This is a genomic window from Bacillus sp. A01H (assembly GCF_045277205.1).
In the GTDB taxonomy this organism is placed as follows: domain Bacteria; phylum Bacillota; class Bacilli; order Bacillales; family Bacillaceae_G; genus Bacillus_A; species Bacillus_A paranthracis.
In genome coordinates, this window is the sequence record NZ_CP117702.1 from 2,442,589 (window position 1) to 2,462,344 (window position 19,756).

Here is a 19,756-nt window from a genome sequence, read left to right on the forward strand (position 1 = left end):
CTACTGTTTACTGTAAGTAGCAATACACTTGCAGTATTTGATGTTTAATGAATTGCGCCGTACATTAGGTATTCAGATAAAAGGATCTAATGGAAATTTTCGTAGATGGTGGTGAGTCTATTATGCTACGAAAATATTGAATTAGCCGGAGGGAAACTCGTGCTTAGTCCTCAAGGCGTTGACCAAGTCTTAGCGGAAATCGAAGCACATTTGAAGGGGCGATAAGATGAGCGAAGCAAATGAGCAATATACAAATATCAAGCTGGAAATGATTTTGGACAACTTTGTAAAGTCATTTCCAATGCAAATGCGTATACTGCGTGAAATGTCTAAGTTATATAAAGCACGTTTCGATGCACTTGTTTCGGAAGGTTTTACGTAGCAACAAGCACTAGAACTCGTAAAATCACGTGGTATAGAGTGAAAGGTTCCAAAGCAATCTTACGGGCTATGCACCAGGCAGGAGGAGAAAACCCGGCTACGTAGTTTAATACGTGGCTGGGACAACTCTCTCAGTTAGGTCTCCTGGAGCAAGTCACGAAAGATGATAAGTATGTTTATTACTATCGGCTTACAGATAGTAATAAACATTTTTTAGCGAAGAAAGGGATTAACTAAATACCAAATTCTTTTAGTGATGGTACAACGTTATTAAAAAAGTCTGTCGCTAATTCTTGTATAGTAGAGTACCTGTGAGCGGTTTCGAAATTAATCCCTTTTTTGAAGAATTTTTCAAAAGCAGGATTATAAAACACCCCAGCGTCGATTCTACCTGTAAACATGTAATAAATTAGTCTTGTTAACGCGTATGTTTCATGACGCATTTCATAATTTTTAAATCCGATGTACCATAGCTGCGGATCATTGAAGGAGCCTTTAGGGTCTGTAGGAAAACGTGTAAGCTGACTTTCTGGAATTTTCACCAAGCCGAAGTCGGCAACTTTGGTTATCTTTGTACTATCAAAATGTTTTATGAGTATATTATTGGGTGAAATGTCTCTATGAAGAATACCTTTACTATTTATTTGTTGAAATGCTTTGCAAATTTGACGAATAAATATAAGTTTCTCATCTGCGTTTTCAAGACCCGGGTGTCGTTCGATATACTTTTCAAGAGTTTCATCAGCATATTCCATTACGTAATAATTCTGCTCTTTATTTAGGGTATAAACTTCGAGAATAAAAGGTGATTTTAAATCTTTCATTATCTCGAATTCCCTATAAAAGCGCACTTTCTCTTCCGTTTTTAAGGTAGTATGTGCTTTTTTGTAAGCAAACTCTTTATCATATAATGGATCTGTAAATTTATAAACAGTCGCGTAAGAACCTGAACCGATTTCCTCTATAGGAAATGTTAATATACCGTCAGATCTTTTGATTGTTAATCCTGCTTTTAATGTGAAAATAGGACGGATTTCTTGTATATCAACACGCTGGATGTAATGGGGAATTTGAGTACCGCCGCTAGTTTGTAAAAACATTTTACAACGTTCAAAGAATTCACTGTAGTAAGAGTCTAGTTCAAAATCGAATGGCGTATCAATTAAATTGTCCTGTATAGTTTTTAAATCAGATATTAAAGTATATAACGTTCGGCTTTCATCAGCGTTATAATGTCGGCCTTGTTGTAATTTAGTGTTAAAAAATTCTAATAAGCCATTAAAGCTACCATGAAAAAAAGTAAAAAGTTGATTCAAGGGAGTCGGAATATCTGAATAAAACTTCAAAATTCTTTTATTTAGAGTGTACCCATAATATTCTAAATAACTGTCTACACGATCCTGTAGGTACTCTGCTAAGCGTTCTTCGGTTGGACTAGCCATAACTGTGAATTCCTCCTAATGAATATTTTTATATAATCATAACAAAAAATGCATATTTTAGTTATATAAATTTACAGATTGTGAGAAGTTTAGTGTGTTTTTTTACAGGTAGGGGAAGCGAGGGAGGAACGTGACGTCTGAAGAAATTTGTAATTTACAAATTGATGGGGTAGATGTTTCGTTTTACGGTACAAGAAGGAGTGGTTACGGGGAAGCTCACCTGGAGTCTCCATGTTGTGGGTTATGGGGTAAATGAATTTGTAGCCACGAACCAATTACGTGAAGTGAATATCGAGACAAAGTAGGGTAATGTATATGCTGGAGAACTGTGTCTCCTAGCTGGAAAGTCGTTGCAACATGGTTATGAGACAAACAGGAGCGTGGCACGTGTTTCGAGATTCGGAGATGACCAGAATTGATGGCTATGTTTCAAAGAAGACAATACGACTATGGCTGGAGAATTACGAATCGCTTGCTATAGGTGACCGGTTCCCAGACGCAGCATCTAGCTTTACGGATCCTAATGCGCAGGATGGGAAAAGTGATGAACGACTGAATAAGATTGTGCTGGATCAGGCAATTAAACAATTAAACAATTACCGAAGAACATACGGTATCTTGTATGGGCGCGGTACGTGGTGAAGATTCCAAGGAAAAGGATACTGCATAAGCTGAATATGCACGTGAATGAATACTAAAAGTACTGTGGATAAAGCTGTAGATATGCTCTATCGGGCTATCAATGGCGATATGGTCGGCATGAACCATCTGATAAAAAATTGGACAGGTCTTGACAAAGTAGGGTTTTTCTATGCCCGTTGGATTGGACGGACTGTGGCGTATATAGTTAGGTGGAAACTAAGGTGACTACTGTAGTAGTTATCTAAATGTCGGCAACAAGAAAGATGAACCTATGGGGGTATTCATCAGCGGAGCTTGCTGAGGGAGAAGGGGCGGTGAAACTCAGGGGAACGTCTTCATTCTCAGTGATTTTATAAAAATAAGAAATTTGTGGTTAATTGACCGATAAAAAAATTAATGTGTAGTCATATGAAATTAAGTCTTACATATATTATAAACAATAACATAGTAAATAACGAGCGAGAGGGCTCCTAACCAAAAGATTGGAGCCCTGCGAGCTCCTCCTTTTGGCTAGGGCCTTTTTTGCTAATCAAAAGGAGGCTTATCAAAATGGAAGAAGAAGTAAATCTAGAATCATGGGTAACAGGTGCAATGTTAAGAATTTTTGGAGAAGACGTAGGAGAATACGCGTGCCCTTTGAATGGTCGTATCAAAGAGCAGGAAATAAAAGTAGTAGACTGCGGGAATAAAATAATAGTACGAGATAAATTAGGTGGGATCATTAAAGAAATAAACCACCCTAGACGTAAGAAAATTAAAAAGTTTTTAAAAAAATACAGTGAAAGTAATATGGAAATAAATAAAAACGGTAAAGAATTGGCAATGCAAGTTGTATATCCTCGCCTTTTTAAAGGTAGAGAATATCATATACGGGTTAATAACCCGGAAAATGGTGAACAAGATTTGGTAATGGACAGAGATTTGGCGGCAGACCTTGAAATTGACGTTAAACCGGATGAAGATGCGGTAGATTATGAACACGACTGTGGAGATCACCTCCTTATTCAAGAGCGTGTGACAAAACATGACCCGCGTTTTGCAAGAACGGTCACAATATCGGTAACATATCCAAGCAATAAGTATGCATGTGAGTGGTATAAGCTTGATGGTCTTTCATATTTTGTTTGGTTATATTATTGTCCAGTGAATAAAAGTTTGGTAGATTATATTGTGGTTTATCGCCCTTTCAGAATTCGGGAACTTATAAGAGATGGACAGATGGAATATAAGAAGTGTACTAATAAAAAGACAGGTCAAATATTTTATTCAATACTGATTTCAGAGTTAGAGGAGCATAAGCTTATTTGTATGCGCATGTGTCATTGATTATGAAAACATCGTCTTTATGGACGGTGTTTTTATATTTTTTTAATAACACCTTTAAATATCGGATTCATAACTTTAAAGGTTTTGACACCTTTTTGCCAGTGTGTGTCACTTTTGGAGTTATTTTGCGCTTGTTTTAAGTAATATTTTGCATTATAAGTAAATATAAAAACGCTATCATCATATAAAACGATAGCGTTTTTATTTACTTGATTCCGATTACTAAACTATCTCGTGCGGCTTCAACAACTTCTGTTGTTATTGTTTCAAGCTTATTAATTTCGAGTATTCTTTCAATTTGAGTGAACAGTCTCTGTATGAGCCTAAAGTTCCCTCCAGTAATCTTTATTATGCTAGTTATTGCCTCATAATCGGAAAAGTCCTCAAGCTTTATAGAAAGTCCTAACTCTCTCCATTTATATTCCAAAATATGATGGGTTTCATCTTTACTAAGTTTATCAAATTCATGGGCAAATCCAATTCTAGAGTAGAGTTGAGGGTATCGAGCTAATCGCTTTTCAATGCCAGGCATTCCAATTAATATCATCGCTATATCATTTCGATCGTAGATATCCCTAAGTTGTTCTAAATTTTGTACTTTTAGGCGATCTATTTCATCAACAATAATCAGGTCGATATCTTCATAAGCGTCAGTGGAGTACTTTTCTTCTTCTCCCTTAGTAAGTACTTTATACATAGTTCTTACCATGTTCATTCTAATTCCAATAGTATGAATCTCGTCAGTCATTTTAGTGGCTCGTACAGCTGGAGCTGTATAAAAAATTGTCCTAGCCTCAAGTATTTTTTCATCTGCATCTTGGCCAATTTCATTTGCTGTTTTATAAGCTATTTGTTTTTCAATGGAATCCCAATTTGCATAATACCTTGAGGACAATGTTTTTCCTACACCCGGTAATCCATAACAAATGCCTATATATTTATATTTGATACATGCATCACAAAACTCGGCAAATCGCTTATATTCTTTTGTTTCAATAAATTTTTGACCTTTATTCATTGAAATACCTCTTTAACTTTGACTTTTTGGTAGGTTCATTTATTTTGTTCTCTAGATCCTTTTTCTTTGACAAGGCAATTTCTTCTACAACAGTTTTTCCAGAATCGAGTTGCTTTTTTAGACTTCTCCGTATTTTATTTCGTGCTGAAACAATCTCTTTTAAATCTACTGTATAATCGGAGATTTCAGGGGAAATAGCCGTACATAAGTATTTATCTTGATAAAACACTCGAATCTCCGCAATGTCTCTTGGATTATAACGAATAATGACAGTTTCTCCAATGTATGCAGCTAGATTTGTGTCTATATATCTAAGTCCTTGGAAGTGAATCCCGTCAGAATGAACCTTCCTTGGTTTCGCTACATTTAGCAATAATAAATCAAGACTTTCCAAACTCTCAGGCATATTGGGAAGAAATCCAGAATTATTCCACGCCTGTATCGGTTCTTTTTTTGTTGTACTGTGAACCCTATGGTGATAGTTACTTATAATGAAATTTGATAATTTTTCATCTAATTCTTTAATGGTAAGAAGTGAAGTGCTAGTCTGATTTCCCAAATAACCGGGTAAATCTTGCAGAAACAATTGATTAATGGTTAAAAAGAATCTCTCTATTTTCCCACGCCCTCTTGGAACACCAACTGTAGAAAAAACTAGATTAATTTTTAAATCAACTGCTACTTGCTCTAAATGGTTGGATGTAAAGTCACTCCCATGGTCTGTATAAAATATTTCAGGAATCCCACATATTTTCCAATCGGGATTGCTTTTTTTCCATATTGCTTGGTGTAAGACCAAAGATGTATGTATAGCAGAGGGATTTTCAAAAGTTAAGAAATATCCAGCGACTGCTCGGCTATAATCATCTAAAATGATTGTTAGCCAAGGTCTTTCTGGTTTTCCTTTTTCATTTAAAACTATAATGTCTAATGGGGTATGGTCTGCTTGCCAAATTTCATTGGGGTAGCTTGCCTCTCTTCGATGAATTAAATCATATTGATTGTTGTATGCTTTTTGGCCATCATGCGCTAACTTCTTCAGGCTTGGCAAAAGGGACTGTGATACCTTATGCACTTGATAATAACTTGGTTTTTCCCAGCCTTTTTTCTGACATTGCTCACAAATCATCCGATGAATAGACGTTAATGAATTCCTTTTGTACTTCAATATCAATTGTTCGATCGACACGACAACTTCTGGCTCTAAATGTGTTTTGCCGGCATCACTTCTTGTTTTTCAAATTAAACCTTTTAATCCATTTTGTTTATAGTCCTGAATCCAGTATTGCAGCGTTCTTTTGGCAATACCGGTTTCTTTTATAATAACAGTTAATGTTTTCTCATCGGTAAGATAAGGCGCAATGATTTTATACTTTACCATTGCTTCTCGACGTTGTTCTTCTGAATAAGCCGTTAATGGAGGATGTTCATTTTGCATTAATAACCACCTTTCCGATTTATTGTCTTTCTAAATAGCGATAAATTGTAGTACGAGATACACCCCATTTTTCTGCGACATCTTTGATAGGTGTACCACTTTCAATTAGGGATTTCATCATTTCTATGTCTTTCAATCCAAACTTTTCTGGTCTGCCACCGAGCCTTCCTCTTGCTCTAGCTGCCGCTCGACCGGCAGCCGATCTTTCTTCTATTAAATTACGTTCAAATTCAGCAAAAGCTGCGAATAAGTGAAACATCAATTGTCCTGTTGCATTACTTTTATCCATTGTTAGGTTTTCTTGAAGACTATGAAAACCAATACCACGTTTATTTAAGTTATTCACAATTTGGATCAAATCTTGCATGTTGCGTCCTAGACGATCCAATCGCCAAACTACAATTGTATCGCCTTCACGTGCATAATGAATTGCTTCCTCTAAACCAGGACGTTGTTTTTTTGTTCCACTCATTTTATCGTGAAAAATCTTCTTACAACCATATTGAGTTAGTGCATCTGTTTGTAAATCTAAATTTTGTAATCCTGTAGATACACGTGCATATCCAATTAACACCAATTATCACTCTTTCTAATTTTTACTCTATTACCATTGTAACATAAGATAGAAACACATTGGTTATTGAACATAGAATAATGAACAGAGTTTTATTACATATAAGACAATAAAACACGCTTCTTTTAAATCAAAAAGAAGCGTGTTCAGAAAAGGACGAGTTTTGGAACAAATATTGGGTTTAAGAAATATTGGCAGGCTGCTTTTTTGATAAAAAGCGCTTTTTTAATTTTGTTCCGCAATCGGTCCATATTCTGGAATAAGTGATTGTATAAATAATTAAATTTTGAGATAATTATCATTAAGGAAAAGGGAGTTTAAATGGAATAAGATTGCTCACTAAAAGAAGTAATGAAAATATGACTTATAAGGGGTAGAGTTATGAAGCATAAAACATCAGAAAGATTATTTAGAATAGATTGCGGATATATATATATCCAAGAGTTTTCCATTAAAGATGCAGATAGTATATACAGAATTTCAAATCAACCCGAAATATTTAAGTTCTTGCCAGACTGGAAATCAACAAAAGAACAAAGGGTAGATTGGGTTACCAATTATGAAATACCAGCAAATAAAGCCTTTCTTGATGCCGCTGTAAATACATCAAACATAGATGGTCATTTTTTAAAACTAGGGGTATTTATTAAGGAAACAGATGAATTTATTGGTTGGTGCTGTACAGGCATTAAAGATGAGCTACCTTCACCGAATAGAGAAATTATGTATGCCATTTCAAGTGAATTTCAAAAGAAAGGATACGCTACTAAAGCGTCTAAAGGATTGATTAACTATTTGTTTACAAATACAAATTTAGATGTCATTAACGCAGTAGCTTTAATTAACAACGTTTCATCAAATAAAGTTATTGAAAAATGCGGATTTACTTATCTGAGTCAACAAACGATAGAAAATGAATTATATAATCACTATATATTGAATAAATCAGAGTGGATGAAAAAGCATTAAATGAAAATGTTGTTGTTCCAGAAAAGGGCGCTTTAATGGAGCAACGAAAAAAGCCTAATTGCTCAATTTTAATGAGAAATTGGGCTTTTTATATTTACTCATAGTGCAAAATAGCGCTTAAAATAGGTGCAAAATAACTCCTAAATTGACACAGTGTGATAGTATCAAGGTATCAAACGGTGTCATAACTTAGGTTCATTAGTTAGCGCCGAAATGGAGCTGATACGAATGAAATACGGATACGCAAGGGTAAGTACAGTTCACCAGGACTTAGAAGCACAGATTCAAACGTTGGAGAAGGAAAGTTGTGATACAATTTATTCAGAGAAGTTTACTGGTACTAAAGCTGATCGGCCTAAGTTTAAGGAATTGCTATCGATACTAGAATCAGGTGATACGTTGGTAGTTACTAAGCTGGATCGCTTTGCTCGTTCAACTGTTGATGCGATACAGACTGTGAGAGAACTGTTTGAAAAAGGTGTGAAGGTTCATGTACTAAACATGGGGCTGATAGAGGATACACCTACAGGGAGACTGGTCTTTAATGTTATGAGCGCGTTCGCTGAGTTTGAACGTGACATGATTGTTGAACGAACACAAGAAGGTAAAGCTATCGCTAAACAACGTGCAGACTTCAGAGAAGGTAGACCGAATAAATATAGCAAGAAGCAAATTGAACACGCACTAGGCTTATTAGATAAGCATTCATATACACAAGTAGAAGAAATGACTGGAATTAGTAAAAGTACATTAATACGAGCAAAAAGGAAAAAAGAGTCGGAAAAATAATTCCGGCTTTTTCTATTTGGGAGAAAAAATGCAATCCCCCGGGGGAGGTCAAATCTGATAAGGCGCTGGCAGATGCTCGAAACGTACCGCCGGAAATTTTAAACCCAGGGGAGATTAATTAGAACAAATATTATTATTAAGGTGTAGGAACTTGTACTTCGCACCAAGCGTTTAATGAAGTTTTTGCTAATGTCATTAAAATTATTACAATAACTGGAGCTACAAAGGATGCTGCTAAACCAATCTGTGAACCAATTAATCCTGAAATTGATGAGACTAATAACGTTTTATTATCAGGCGATTGAATTAATTGAGTAAATTCATCGCGCTCAGTAGCGTATTTAGGATCGCCGCAAAGCAATTTATATACTTCTTTTTTCAGTTGAATGAAATATTTCTTTTCTGACTTCTGTTCCCCGCTAAAAGGAGAAGTATTGCCGGTAGATGCTTCAAGCCAAGTTTTTGCGGCATCTTCATGAGAGTTCGTAGTTAATAGTTCAGCTACAATGTCTTTTTGGTAATTAGGTAGTGAATCAAGCCAGTCTGAAGGCTCTTGTGTTTCCAAAAATGAGTTTAAAGTAGTCATTTTATAACATCCTTTCTATGTATTCAGTTGAAACTGCATGGGTTGTCTGATGTAGAGTTTGAGGGTCAATCCCTCCAATTGTGATACCTGCTTCAATGGTAGGGACATAAGCACCTATTAGTAGCGCAATTATCGTATTATCTGACTTTCGGATAATGGGTCCTCCAGATTGTCCTGGTCTTGCTTGGATATTAAGTACCAAATGTTTAGATTTAATTGTTTTCGAACTTAGAAGAATTTTTGCACCGATTGCGCATGACTGCTGAGTCAATACTATTCTACCTAAATCTGAGTGTGGGAAGCCAAAGATAGTAACTTCTTCACCTGGATTTACATTATCAGAATTTCCGATGTTAAGATTTGATCGAACGTCGACGTTGCCTTTCAAAGAGAGGATACAAACATCTCTTAATGGATCTATTTTTTCAATATTAACAGGATAAAATTCTGATCTGACAAGGGTTGTGTCTTGATAACCATTAACAAAATTATCATTAAGCTTGATTACAAGATTTGTATCATTACCGTTAACTACATGCGCTGCTGTTACTAGTGTGTTTTTTCTATTTATCAGAGTGCAGGTACCTGCAGCCAGATATTGACCATTTATAAGTCTGCCTATAGAGAAAATAGTATGTTGCATATAATTGACTCACCTCTTAAAATATTAAAAATATAAGTAAATTTTACCATAAAGATATTGCAATTTTAAAGCTTTAAATATTTAATTATACGAATTTCAAGGCAATCGATACAAAATCGGTTGCCTTTTTCTATTTCACGAAGAAAGGGGAGCGAAAGAATGGCTAAGTTAGACGAATTAAAGCAGAAACTCACGGCTAAACAAATTCAAGCAGCGTACTTACTTGTAGAAAACGAGTTGATGGAATCGAACAACGAAGAAAAAAGGACTCAGGACGAAATGGCCAACGAGCTAGGTATAAATCGGACAACGCTTTGGGAGTGGCGAACTAAGAACCAGGACTTCATCGCATTCAAGAGTGAAGTGGCCGATAGTTTTCTAGCAGAGAAGCGCGAGCAGGTGTACAGCAAGTTAATGCAGTTAATTTTAGGGCCACAACCGAGTGTAAAAGCTATGCAATTGTATATGCAGCGATTCGGTTTACTGACTGATAAGAAAGTAATCGAGGGTGATCTAGGAAATGCGACCCGTACAAATGCGGAAATTGAAGAGCAGCTTCAGAAATTAAAAAAATTGACAGGCGAGTAAAAGGAGGGCGGGCTACATGGCATATATAGACGGTAAATGGTTAGCCCGTCAAGAACGTCAGGAACGTATCACTCTTGTAGCAGAAAGAGCGAAGAAATTACAAGAGTTGTACGAAACTGGTGAGGCTACAGAATATTCCATGGATACACTACTTGCTGAAATCGATGAGTTAGAAAAGTTAAAAAGGGTGCACCGTGGAGAACATGACATGCTGTACTTCATGTATGAGTATTTCTCTGAAGAAGGGAATCCAGGGAATCCAGATAACTTAATCCCTGCCGGAGTAACGATGGATGATGCTGCAGAGTTTCACCAAACGTTATGTGAGTTATTAGATGACATCACAACAGGTAGGGAGAAAAAGAAAAAAGTAGCATGGAGTGTATGGCGTGGTCATACAAAAACCGCTTATCTGAGTAACGGTTATTTGTGTCATCAAGTCGTGTATCGATTAAAGCAGTACATTGTTTTGATATCCGAGACCTCCGATGTAGCCGGTGACTTTATATCCTGGGCACGTGATCAGTTAAAATATAACGAAAAATTACGCGAGGATTTCGGAATCTTACTTCATGAGCAAAAAAGCCGAAATGAAGTAGATAACGACAAAGAATTTGTGACTTTAACAAATACGAAAGTCGAAGCAAAAGGTATCGGGACACAGGTACGTGGATTACGCCACGGATCAAAAAGAGTTCAGCTTTACATTTTGGATGATTTGGAGAGTAAAGAAAATACCGCGACAGTTGATTTAATCGCGAAAAATAAGCGTTGGTTCAAGGAAGAATTGCTTCCAGGTTTAAGTCGTCAAGAAGGTGCCTGTATTTATATGGGTACCATCGTTTGTTACGACAGTTTATTGCATCATGTGATTAAAAACCGTCGTGATTTCGTATCGAGATCATTCCCAGCAATTCTGAAATGGTCAGAGCGCGAAGACTTATGGCAAGAATGGCGTGAGATTCGTCAGGTAGATGAAGAGGGCGCTTCTGATAAAGCTCGTGAATTTTACGAACAATACAAAGAAGAAATGCTTCGGGGAACAAAAACGTTATGGCCATCACATTTCCCTTACATTGATTTGATGAAAATCAGGGAAGATGACGGAACAAAAGCATTTAACCAGGAGTATTTATGTAACCCGACTGACGAGGAAAGACAGATATTTAAACCTAAATATTTCACGTACTGTACTGAACAAGATTTGAAAGATAAAAACCTTTTATATTACGGTGCTGTCGATTTCGCAATGGGGAAAGAAAAAGGTGACTACAGTGTAGTAGTTACACTTGCGAAAAACGTGGAAACAGGTACATGCTACGTTATCGATATTTTTATGGAGCGTGTTCATCCAAATATATTGTTAGAAAAGGCTGTAGAATACACGCTGGAATATCAATATGAATCGATTGCAGTAGAGGCGCAACAAGCGCAGGAGTGGTTTGCTGAGAAGGTTGCTGAAGTGTTGCAAAAGAAAGGGTATTCTTCATCGACTCGATTAAAATAAATTAAGCAGCGTACACGAAAAGCGTTACGTATTGAGTCGTTATTGCCTGATATACAAAGCGGGAAAGTACGATTTATGAAACATTTACGTGCTTTATTGGAGCAATTTGTAATGTATCCGATGTATCCGCATGATGATGGTCCGGATGCGGTTCAAATGGCTTTTTCTATTGCGTATGCGAGACGTAAAGAAGGAACTACAGGTAACTTAAGATATTGAGAAAGGAGTGGCTTGAATGAGAGTACAAGGAGATCATAATTTGCTGAATCCATTGGAAAGTGTAATGCCAGTTCGTACCGCGCTTGGTGATTCTGAGTGGACACGAATGGTGGTTGAGATTCGTTTGTATGAGCGGTATAACGGTGACTTAAATGTTTGCTCTAATTACAAAAAGACTGACAATCTAGATTATGAACCTACAAAAATACAACTTGATTATCCTCAAAAAATCGTGAACATGATTGCAGCATGGCGCATCACATATTTATGCGCTACAGATATAGTAGCGTTTTATACAAGGGACGCATACAACTGTATAAACTATCTGCACTATTAAAATTGAAAATTGTTTTTATTCTTCTACTGGAATCAACTGCATAACAGATAGATATAAGAATAAATAATGGGGTGTCAGAACTTAGGAACAAGTACTGTCACCCTATTTGTTTACGGTTTGAGAGCTAAGAGAAATTAAGAGTTTATTCTGTAATGCTCTCATGGTGAAGGTAAAATAGAACTATCAATAATTAAAGTTAGCTTTTTGGAAAGTAAAAAGCCAGGTAAATGACTAGATAGTTTAATTATGCTTGTGCTGAAGTAAATAATGACTCCATCTTCAATTTACTCTTTTCTCTAATTTTAGCATCGGCATGGCGCATAACATATTTATGCGCTATAGCAATTGCTAAAACATCATCTAATAATCCAATCCCAATAATAGCAGCTATATCTGGAATAAAGTCGATTGTTAATACGTAATAGGATAGAGCGGCTAATATGATGAATTTCGCTTTAGTAGGTAACCCTTTTTTTCTCATTGTGTAATATAAAATAATACTTTCATATACGCTAGATTTACCGAGATCTGCTGAGCTTTCCTTGAATTTTTTCCAAAGTTTCTGTTTCTCCATATAAACACTCCTTTTACAAAAAAATAGATTTTTTAAAAGGATAGACAAAGAAGTGAGAGACTAATCAATTTTATAGTTTTTCTTAATGTATATTTCCATAAAAATAGGGAATTACCTGTTCAAAATAATAGAATGTTGGTTATGTAACGACTCACAGTGTATATGTTTGTTCCAAGTAAAGGTACTACGCAGATAACGTTTAGTGGTAATACGTATTAAAGTTCATTTTTCACATTAATCTCTGCATTCGTACAATGTTGAATTACTTCTAAATAATCTAATGATACATCTATTGATGAGTACTTTTGCAATTCTTGAATAGCCCCTTTACTTGCTCGTGATTCATAAGTTTCTAATGTGATTCTGGAATTAATTGCACGATTAGCCACTTCATCTAGCATTTCAGGTGTTACTTTGTTTTGAATTATTTTTTCCTCTCTTTTCTCCCATCTTCTTGAAAGTAGTCACTTCGGTGATGGCTTTTTATTTTCTCAGATGAAGCCGATGAGTTTGAGTTTTAGAATTTTATCGTGGTATTATTTATGTAACAAGGGGATATTGTAAGAAAAAAATACAATTTGAGGGGAAGATGGGAATGGGAATTTATAACTATGAAGCGAAAGAGGATTTGCAAGTAGGGGAAGTTTGTTTAGAACGAGATATTTATGAAATTATTAATTTTTACAAGAAAGGTTCAATAGTTTTATGTGATTCAGTATCTCGTTTCAGTGCGAATTCAGACAGAATGTTTGAAGTGATAAATAGGATAGAAACATATATGCATAAAAATGAAGACTATACATATCAGGTTTCGGATAGACCTAAGTTGATTTATGTAGTTGAACAGGTAAGATAAGGAAAGCATTCATAACGGATGCTTTTTTCTTTGCTATATAGAAAGTACACATTAAACGTAAATTTGAACGAAATGTATGTAGATGATTTAGTTTTTATTAAACATTTATTAAGTGGTATGGGGGAAGAAAAATGAAGATAATAGAACTACCAATTGAATTCGAATTTAACGAGCAAAAACAATGTATTTATCCAAGTTTAATAATAGTAAACGATGAATTAACTTTAGTAGATACAGGGTATATGAATTTTTTACCTTTAATTGAAGAGGCAATTTTAAAACATGGATACAAGATGAAAAACTTAAAAAATATAATTATTACTCATTATGATGACGATCATATAGGATCTTTATATGATTTTAAAGTGAAATATCCTCAAGTTAATATTATTGCTAGTGAAATTGAATCTAACTACATTAATGGTGATATAAAATCAGAGAGATTAGTTCAAGCAGAAGAAATGTTAGAACGTATGCCAAATGAAGAAAAAGAATTTGGTAAATGGTTTATACAACAGTTAAAAAATATAAGACATATTTTCGTCGATGAAAAAGTACATGATGGCCAAATGATTTTGAATGGTGAATGTCAAATAGTAGCGACCCCAGGACATACTTCGGGACATATTTCATTATATTTTCCGGACTTACACAGTGTAATTACAGGAGATGCAGCCGTTCAAGATAATGGTGAATTAGTAATAGCTAATCCGAATTTTTGTTTAGATATAGAAAAAGCGAAAGAGTCTTTAAAGAGGATTAAAGACCTTAAAGCTGTAAAGTATTATTGCTATCATGGAGGGGAATTCAATATATAAAATAATAAAAAACCGATCTTTCTTATATAGAAAAGATCGTTTTTTAATTCATAGATTCTGCAATTTGAATTAAATCCTTGATGTTATATTTTCCTTGTATATAGCGTTTGTTACCAATTGCAATTGTGTATTGAAAACCATTTTTCTGAAAAAGGAGCTCATATGCTGAATCGAAATGAGGATTGTATAATGCTTTTATATTATTTTTTAAGCTATAGAACTTAGCGCCCCTATGTACATAGAAATTTAATTTGTTTTGAACTGGTGAAACAGTGATTTTAAAAATCCCATTAATATCTTCATTGTAGTATTGGAGGTTTAAGTAATCGTTATAGATGTATCCTTGAAATTCGTGAATTTCGAACGGGAATTTTGTAGGAGTAAGTATATGTTTCTTACACTTCATTTCATATTCTTTTACGATAGTAGCTTCTTTCATAAATGGATTCGTTCCATCATAAATTTGATTAATTCGAGATATTTTATTATTCTTTGTTACTATTTCCAAAATGAAACCGATAGTAAATTCATCATTAGTGCCTTTGAAATAAGAAATAAGAATTGTAGTATCTTCTTTTGGAGATAGTACGGTTTTAATTTCATGAATAGGTTTTTCCTTTTGGAAAGTAGGTAGTTTAACTCCTTCTGTTACATATGACTGCATTAATTCTTTATCATTTTTGAGCAAAGCATGTTTGAATTCACTGATTACATCTGTTTGAGATTTTGCCGTTATAATTGTGGTGGATTGAAAATATAGTAAGTAAAATATGCAAAAGATCCTTATGAATGTAGTTGTCAATTTTATCACCCTATAACTATATTTCCGTAACATTGAAATATATATGTACAGGAGGGGAGAAGATGAGTTTATTATTTGATGTAATAGCAGATATCATTTTATTTTTCCCTCAAAATGACATGAAATTAAAACATCATATTGCCAAATTAAGCGAATTTGAGTGGTTTCGAAAGCTACACGAAGATACAAAGTATACAAAATTAATTTGGAGTAATAGAAAAATTAAGAAGTTCATTTTGAATTCTGCAAATATGAAAGCATTAATAAATTCTGAGATAAAACAAAAAGAATTTGTCCAACTAAGAATTTTTTTATTTTTCATATTTGGCGAAACAAATGGTACAATGAAAGCTAATGTGAAAAATAAGGAAAAGAAGTGGTCAATGTGAAAAACTTTTTAGAATTAGGAATTAGTGAAACTTTTAATCATACATTACGTGAAAATGGAATAACAGAAGCAACACCAATTCAGGAGGAAGCAATTCCTGTTATACTGTCAGGTAAAGATATTATTGGGCAGGCGAAAACAGGAACGGGTAAAACGTTAGCATTTGTGTTACCAATTTTAGAAAAAATCGATCCAGAATGTAGCGATGTTCAGGCTTTAATTGTTGCACCAACAAGGGAACTAGCACTGCAAATTACAACTGAAATTAAAAAAATGCTTGTGCAAAGAGAAGATATTAATGTATTAGCGATTTATGGCGGTCAAGATGTAGCACAACAATTGAGAAAGTTAAAAGGTAATACACATATTGTTGTTGCGACACCAGGACGATTATTAGATCATATACGACGTGAAACAATTGATTTGAGTAATCTTACAACCATTGTACTAGATGAAGCGGATCAAATGCTTTATTTCGGTTTCTTATATGATATTGAAGATATTTTAGATGAGACACCTGGTAGTAAACAAACGATGTTATTCTCAGCAACGATGCCAAAAGATATTAAAAAATTGGCGAAGCGTTATATGGATGAGCCGCAAATGATTCAAGTACAAAGTGAAGAAGTAACGGTAAATACAATTGAGCAGCGTGTCATTGAGACGACAGATCGTGCAAAGCCCGATGCACTTCGTTTTGTTATGGACCGTGATCAGCCATTTCTAGCAGTTATTTTCTGTCGTACAAAGGTTAGAGCGAGTAAGCTTTATGATAATTTAAAAGGACTAGGTTATAATTGTGCTGAACTTCATGGTGATATACCTCAAGCGAAACGTGAAAGAGTTATGAAGAGTTTCCGCGAAGCTAAAATTCAGTACTTAATCGCAACGGATGTAGCAGCTCGTGGACTTGATGTAGATGGTGTAACGCACGTATTTAACTATGATATCCCTGAAGATGTAGAGAGTTACATTCACCGCATTGGCCGAACAGGACGTGCAGGTGGATCAGGTCTTGCAATTACGTTTGTTGCAGCGAAAGATGAAAAACATTTAGAAGAAATTGAAAAAACGCTTGGCGCATCAATACAAAGAGAAATAATCGAACAACCGAAGATAAAACGTGTAGATGAAAATGGAAAACCGGTACCAAGGCCGGCTCCGAAGAAATCAGGCGAGTATCGTCAAAGAGATAGCCGTGAAGGTTCAAGAAGTGATTCAAGACGTGGTTCGAGAAATGGCTCAAGAAGTGATGCAAGAAATAGTTCAAGAAATGAAAACAACCGATCATTTAATAAGCCAAGTAATAAAAAAGGTAGTACAAAGCAAGGTCAGCAAAGACGTGGCCGTTAAATAGTTATAATTGTAAAGAGTCGCAAAATATTGTGGCTCTTTTTTGTTTGTATAGAACAAGGATGATAGCAAGAAAAAAACGGAAATTTCATTCACCGTATTTAAAACTTACAAAGGAAAGTTTATAGTCCAAAACCAGTAGAACAAGGGTATTACAACCATGTCGTAATTCAAGAACAAGTGCAACTTACGTATGAACAATATTTAATCGAAAAAAATCGAGAGAAAGCAATTCGTACTAGCCCCTCTGATGATGATACGAATTATGAAAAAATCAATTGGTTAATGTAGTGTGAAGTTAATAGAAGGGATAGTATGCGAAATAAGAAAAAGGACTAGCAGTCGTACCTGCTGTCCTTTAATAGGAGAAAAAGTAATCTTGTTTAGAACTACGCATAAACAGAAAATCTGCTTGTGATTAGTTTTACCCTAAATATAAGTGTCTATACAAAAAAAGGGATAAGTAAAAAATACTTATCCCCGGAAGGGAAATCCCAAGCACCAAAATGGCTCGTATTGGTCTGCAGGTTCAAAAGTAGTATATGTAAAACAAAAAATCTCATACAAAAAGCAGACAACGATTTTGGTTGTCTGCCAGTGAGCTCAATGAGTTAGCTAATTGTGATAATTTGCATCCCCATTGCGAGAAGAGTGAAGCTGCTAGTTCAAACAGCTTGTTCGTATTATTTTCGATTCCCTAAAAAATATACAGAGAAAGCAGATAAGTGAAAAATCTATCTGCTTCTGCTGTAACAAAAGAAAGAAGTATTAGCCGTGGACACGGCGGCTTGAAAATAGTATGTATTTTTATTTGGAAAATATTCAGGGGGTGAAGAAACATGGAATGTTTAATAAATGGTGTTTGCGAAATTAATCAACTAATTAGTAAAACAAAGTAGAAAAAGAATGAGCAAATATAACAATAAAAAGGTAAATGTTCAAAAGAGTGATGAGTATAAAGTAAAACAAAATAGCTATATTAAAGCTTGATTTTCATAAAAAATAAAGCACACATATAAGTGTGCTCTTATGAACGCTTTAGATTTGTGTGACTACATAGTCACCATACAATAAAATATGCTTGTTTGATATAAATGTGTGTCAAATCTATAACATATATTTTGGGGTGTATAAGGAATATTAAATGTTAATTAGCCAAGCATATTGTTTTTATTAACGAATTTGTGCAACTGTTAAAGCGGCAGAACGAATATCTACTGTACCAATTACTTCAACGGGTACAATTTGAATTAAATCACCAGGGTTTAAGTTTATTAGAATGACACCGCTGGATACATCTACTTCACCAGTGCCAATGATATTAGAACGGACTGCGGTTCCTGATCCTGCAATAATATTAGTTGATGAGTTTAGTGTTAAGAAAAAGCGCGCTGCTTCCGGGGCTACTGGAACATTATCGAGGCTGATTGTTAATGTATAACTGATTTGATAAATACCAGCTACTTGAATTCTAATACCAGTTCCTGTACTAATTGTATCATTGATTACAGGGACAGTAATGTTTGGATTTGGGCCCGTACTAGGTAGTAGTAGTGGCGTGAATAGTGTGGCAAATTGAGGTGAAGTAGCATTAAAAGCAAAACCGAGAGCTGGTAGTGTACTGGGGGCTTGTGCTCTACAATTAAAGTTCGTGAGCTTACGACTAGATGATCGCATATTTTCACTCCTTTCTTTCATTTAGATTGCGTGAGTAACAACCTCACGTTTTGGACAAGCACAATACAATATATGAAAATTTATAGTGAATAGTGCAGAAGTGTACTGTTATGGGTAACACTAATTGCCTATTGTACAAAGGAGATACTACGCTTACAGAAATAGTTTGTAACCTAAAGTTGAAAAAATAGTATGAATAGAGTTGAAAATGCTATTTAGAAATGAAAGGAAACATAATAAAAAGGAACATACATATAAGCATGCTCTTTGACAAGAAAGGTAGATTTTTATGAGTGGATTCCTCCATACAATAATATATGCTTGTCCGGTTAATAGTTGAGAAAGGGAGAATGCATATGGAACGAATGGAAGCGTATAACAAAATAAAGATTTCATTTTATAGTAAAGGGGAATAGATATGTGTATTTATTGGGAAAACGTAGTTAAAGAGTTCTTTAAGAGGTAAGAACTGGAACGAAATAAAAGAGCAGCTAGCAAAAGCTAACTGCTCAATACAAGGAGATACAGAGAAGACTACTTTACATGAATGTTGGCATACAGCCTACATTCAGTATTGACCGAATATTTATTTTAAATCCAATTTATTTAAAGTAAACATCCCAACAGATAAAATGGCTGTGCCTGCTACAGAACCTAGCCAGTCTCTCCAGCTTAATGTGTTTAAAGATGCATCTATTAAATTCATAATTAAGAAGATAGCAAACATTAATACACCAAATGCTAAACATCCCCAAAATGTTTGCAAATATTTAATCATCTTATTTCGGAACTTGCTCATATAAATCACCCTTATTAATAATTTATATTT

The 19,756-nt window shown here is 34.9% G+C and carries 19 protein-coding genes and 4 pseudogenes; 12 read left to right on the plus strand and 11 right to left on the minus strand.

The genetic code is table 11. The features are described from left to right. The first annotated feature begins 105 nt into the window (after positions 1-105). Both PSR14_RS12830 and PSR14_RS12835 read left to right on the plus strand, forming a co-directional pair. Entirely contained in the window at positions 106-225 is a 120-nt protein-coding gene (locus PSR14_RS12830; RefSeq protein WP_239692564.1) for a hypothetical protein, read from the plus strand. 1 nt (position 226) lies between these two features. Next, complete coding sequence (locus PSR14_RS12835; protein ID WP_073541671.1) at positions 227-382, plus strand: hypothetical protein; 156 nt, start codon at positions 227-229, stop codon at positions 380-382. 232 nt (positions 383-614) lie between these two features. Here PSR14_RS12835 and PSR14_RS12840 read toward each other — a convergent pair whose 3' ends face one another. Then, positions 615-1,823: a protein kinase domain-containing protein gene (locus PSR14_RS12840; RefSeq protein WP_073541672.1), complete on the minus strand. Its 1,209-nt coding sequence runs from the start codon at positions 1,821-1,823 to the stop codon at positions 615-617. 1,191 nt (positions 1,824-3,014) lie between these two features. Here PSR14_RS12840 and PSR14_RS12845 point away from each other — a divergent pair. Continuing rightward, positions 3,015-3,791: a hypothetical protein gene (locus PSR14_RS12845; RefSeq protein WP_073541673.1), complete on the plus strand. Its 777-nt coding sequence runs from the start codon at positions 3,015-3,017 to the stop codon at positions 3,789-3,791. A gap of 205 nt (positions 3,792-3,996) precedes the next feature. Here PSR14_RS12845 and PSR14_RS12850 read toward each other — a convergent pair whose 3' ends face one another. The 3 genes and pseudogenes from PSR14_RS12850 to PSR14_RS12860 all read right to left on the minus strand — a co-directional run bounded on the left by PSR14_RS12850 (position 3,997) and on the right by PSR14_RS12860 (position 6,821). Continuing rightward, complete coding sequence (locus PSR14_RS12850; RefSeq protein ID WP_001032575.1) at positions 3,997-4,809, minus strand: AAA family ATPase; 813 nt, start codon at positions 4,807-4,809, stop codon at positions 3,997-3,999. Then, positions 4,802-6,247, minus strand: a pseudogene (locus tag PSR14_RS12855) (Mu transposase C-terminal domain-containing protein). Before PSR14_RS12855 ends, PSR14_RS12850 begins: the two are co-directional and overlap by 8 nt. A 19-nt stretch (positions 6,248-6,266) precedes the next feature. Then, the gene (locus PSR14_RS12860) at positions 6,267-6,821 is read right to left on the minus strand and encodes a recombinase family protein (protein WP_000904909.1); all 555 of its coding nucleotides are present in this window, start codon (positions 6,819-6,821) and stop codon (positions 6,267-6,269) included. A gap of 381 nt (positions 6,822-7,202) precedes the next feature. Between PSR14_RS12860 and PSR14_RS12865 the strand changes: the two genes are divergently transcribed. Together PSR14_RS12865 and PSR14_RS12870 are read left to right on the plus strand one after the other, a co-directional pair. Next, on the plus strand, positions 7,203-7,790 hold the full coding sequence (locus PSR14_RS12865) for a GNAT family N-acetyltransferase (protein WP_000681199.1): 588 nt from the start codon (positions 7,203-7,205) through the stop codon (positions 7,788-7,790). Positions 7,791-8,018: 228 nt separating this feature from the next. Beyond that, on the plus strand, positions 8,019-8,579 hold the full coding sequence (locus tag PSR14_RS12870; RefSeq protein ID WP_073541675.1) for a recombinase family protein: 561 nt from the start codon (positions 8,019-8,021) through the stop codon (positions 8,577-8,579). A 136-nt stretch (positions 8,580-8,715) separates the two neighbouring features. On the opposite strand, the gene PSR14_RS12875 is transcribed toward PSR14_RS12870, so the two are convergent. Together PSR14_RS12875 and PSR14_RS12880 are read right to left on the minus strand one after the other, a co-directional pair. Then, complete coding sequence (locus tag PSR14_RS12875) at positions 8,716-9,165, minus strand: hypothetical protein (protein ID WP_073541676.1); 450 nt, start codon at positions 9,163-9,165, stop codon at positions 8,716-8,718. Position 9,166: 1 nt separating this feature from the next. After that, positions 9,167-9,808: a serine protease gene (locus PSR14_RS12880; protein ID WP_073541677.1), complete on the minus strand. Its 642-nt coding sequence runs from the start codon at positions 9,806-9,808 to the stop codon at positions 9,167-9,169. A 159-nt stretch (positions 9,809-9,967) separates the two neighbouring features. On the opposite strand from PSR14_RS12880, the gene PSR14_RS12885 reads away from it, so the two are divergent. The 3 genes and pseudogenes from PSR14_RS12885 to PSR14_RS12895 all read left to right on the plus strand — a co-directional run bounded on the left by PSR14_RS12885 (position 9,968) and on the right by PSR14_RS12895 (position 12,459). Continuing rightward, complete coding sequence (locus PSR14_RS12885; RefSeq protein WP_001086032.1) at positions 9,968-10,396, plus strand: phBC6A51 family helix-turn-helix protein; 429 nt, start codon at positions 9,968-9,970, stop codon at positions 10,394-10,396. Between the two features lie 16 nt (positions 10,397-10,412). Then, positions 10,413-12,122: pseudogene (gene terL / locus PSR14_RS12890) on the plus strand (phage terminase large subunit). A gap of 16 nt (positions 12,123-12,138) precedes the next feature. Beyond that, entirely contained in the window at positions 12,139-12,459 is a 321-nt protein-coding gene (locus PSR14_RS12895) for a hypothetical protein (protein WP_232514348.1), read from the plus strand. A 244-nt stretch (positions 12,460-12,703) separates the two neighbouring features. On the opposite strand, the gene PSR14_RS12900 is transcribed toward PSR14_RS12895, so the two are convergent. Together PSR14_RS12900 and PSR14_RS12905 are read right to left on the minus strand one after the other, a co-directional pair. Then, on the minus strand, positions 12,704-13,033 hold the full coding sequence (locus tag PSR14_RS12900; RefSeq protein WP_073541679.1) for a YkvA family protein: 330 nt from the start codon (positions 13,031-13,033) through the stop codon (positions 12,704-12,706). Positions 13,034-13,251: 218 nt separating this feature from the next. Continuing rightward, positions 13,252-13,434 (minus strand): annotated as a pseudogene (locus PSR14_RS12905) (hypothetical protein); the annotation flags it as partial. 194 nt (positions 13,435-13,628) lie between these two features. Here PSR14_RS12905 and PSR14_RS12910 point away from each other — a divergent pair. Continuing rightward, a complete protein-coding gene (locus PSR14_RS12910) occupies positions 13,629-13,889 on the plus strand; it encodes a hypothetical protein (protein WP_000513513.1) in 261 nt (86 codons plus the stop codon). Positions 13,890-14,020: 131 nt separating this feature from the next. Beyond that, positions 14,021-14,707, plus strand: coding sequence for an MBL fold metallo-hydrolase (locus tag PSR14_RS12915; protein WP_073541680.1), 687 nt, complete (start codon positions 14,021-14,023; stop codon positions 14,705-14,707). A 43-nt stretch (positions 14,708-14,750) separates the two neighbouring features. Here PSR14_RS12915 and PSR14_RS12920 read toward each other — a convergent pair whose 3' ends face one another. Beyond that, the gene (locus PSR14_RS12920) at positions 14,751-15,542 is read right to left on the minus strand and encodes a hypothetical protein (protein ID WP_025991664.1); all 792 of its coding nucleotides are present in this window, start codon (positions 15,540-15,542) and stop codon (positions 14,751-14,753) included. Positions 15,543-15,571: 29 nt separating this feature from the next. Here PSR14_RS12920 and PSR14_RS12925 point away from each other — a divergent pair. Beyond that, a pseudogene (locus PSR14_RS12925) lies at positions 15,572-15,811 on the plus strand (hypothetical protein); the annotation flags it as partial. A 74-nt stretch (positions 15,812-15,885) separates the two neighbouring features. Then, positions 15,886-17,250, plus strand: coding sequence for a DEAD/DEAH box helicase (locus tag PSR14_RS12930; protein ID WP_073541682.1), 1,365 nt, complete (start codon positions 15,886-15,888; stop codon positions 17,248-17,250). 1,173 nt (positions 17,251-18,423) lie between these two features. On the opposite strand, the gene exsF is transcribed toward PSR14_RS12930, so the two are convergent. After that, positions 18,424-18,927, minus strand: coding sequence for an exosporium protein ExsF (gene exsF, locus PSR14_RS12935; protein ID WP_001257912.1), 504 nt, complete (start codon positions 18,925-18,927; stop codon positions 18,424-18,426). 586 nt (positions 18,928-19,513) lie between these two features. Further along, positions 19,514-19,726, minus strand: coding sequence for a hypothetical protein (locus PSR14_RS12940; RefSeq protein WP_073541683.1), 213 nt, complete (start codon positions 19,724-19,726; stop codon positions 19,514-19,516). Positions 19,727-19,756 lie beyond the last annotated feature (30 nt).

Bases quoted from the DNA above. Each gene is read 5' to 3' on its own strand.
- PSR14_RS12830 (WP_239692564.1), top strand. From the start codon at position 106: ATGGTGGTGAGTCTATTATGCTACGAAAATATTGAATTAGCCGGAGGG.
- PSR14_RS12835 (WP_073541671.1), top strand. From the start codon at position 227: ATGAGCGAAGCAAATGAGCAATATACAAATATCAAGCTGGAAATGATT.
- PSR14_RS12840 (WP_073541672.1), bottom strand. From the start codon at position 1,823: ATGGCTAGTCCAACCGAAGAACGCTTAGCAGAGTACCTACAGGATCGT.
- PSR14_RS12845 (WP_073541673.1), top strand. From the start codon at position 3,015: ATGGAAGAAGAAGTAAATCTAGAATCATGGGTAACAGGTGCAATGTTA.
- PSR14_RS12850 (WP_001032575.1), bottom strand. From the start codon at position 4,809: ATGAATAAAGGTCAAAAATTTATTGAAACAAAAGAATATAAGCGATTT.
- PSR14_RS12865 (WP_000681199.1), top strand. From the start codon at position 7,203: ATGAAGCATAAAACATCAGAAAGATTATTTAGAATAGATTGCGGATAT.
- PSR14_RS12870 (WP_073541675.1), top strand. From the start codon at position 8,019: ATGAAATACGGATACGCAAGGGTAAGTACAGTTCACCAGGACTTAGAA.
- PSR14_RS12875 (WP_073541676.1), bottom strand. From the start codon at position 9,165: ATGACTACTTTAAACTCATTTTTGGAAACACAAGAGCCTTCAGACTGG.
- PSR14_RS12880 (WP_073541677.1), bottom strand. From the start codon at position 9,808: ATGCAACATACTATTTTCTCTATAGGCAGACTTATAAATGGTCAATAT.
- PSR14_RS12885 (WP_001086032.1), top strand. From the start codon at position 9,968: ATGGCTAAGTTAGACGAATTAAAGCAGAAACTCACGGCTAAACAAATT.
- PSR14_RS12895 (WP_232514348.1), top strand. From the start codon at position 12,139: ATGAGAGTACAAGGAGATCATAATTTGCTGAATCCATTGGAAAGTGTA.
- PSR14_RS12900 (WP_073541679.1), bottom strand. From the start codon at position 13,033: ATGGAGAAACAGAAACTTTGGAAAAAATTCAAGGAAAGCTCAGCAGAT.
- PSR14_RS12910 (WP_000513513.1), top strand. From the start codon at position 13,629: ATGGGAATTTATAACTATGAAGCGAAAGAGGATTTGCAAGTAGGGGAA.
- PSR14_RS12915 (WP_073541680.1), top strand. From the start codon at position 14,021: ATGAAGATAATAGAACTACCAATTGAATTCGAATTTAACGAGCAAAAA.
- PSR14_RS12920 (WP_025991664.1), bottom strand. From the start codon at position 15,542: ATGTTACGGAAATATAGTTATAGGGTGATAAAATTGACAACTACATTC.
- exsF (WP_001257912.1), bottom strand. From the start codon at position 18,927: ATGCGATCATCTAGTCGTAAGCTCACGAACTTTAATTGTAGAGCACAA.
- PSR14_RS12940 (WP_073541683.1), bottom strand. From the start codon at position 19,726: ATGAGCAAGTTCCGAAATAAGATGATTAAATATTTGCAAACATTTTGG.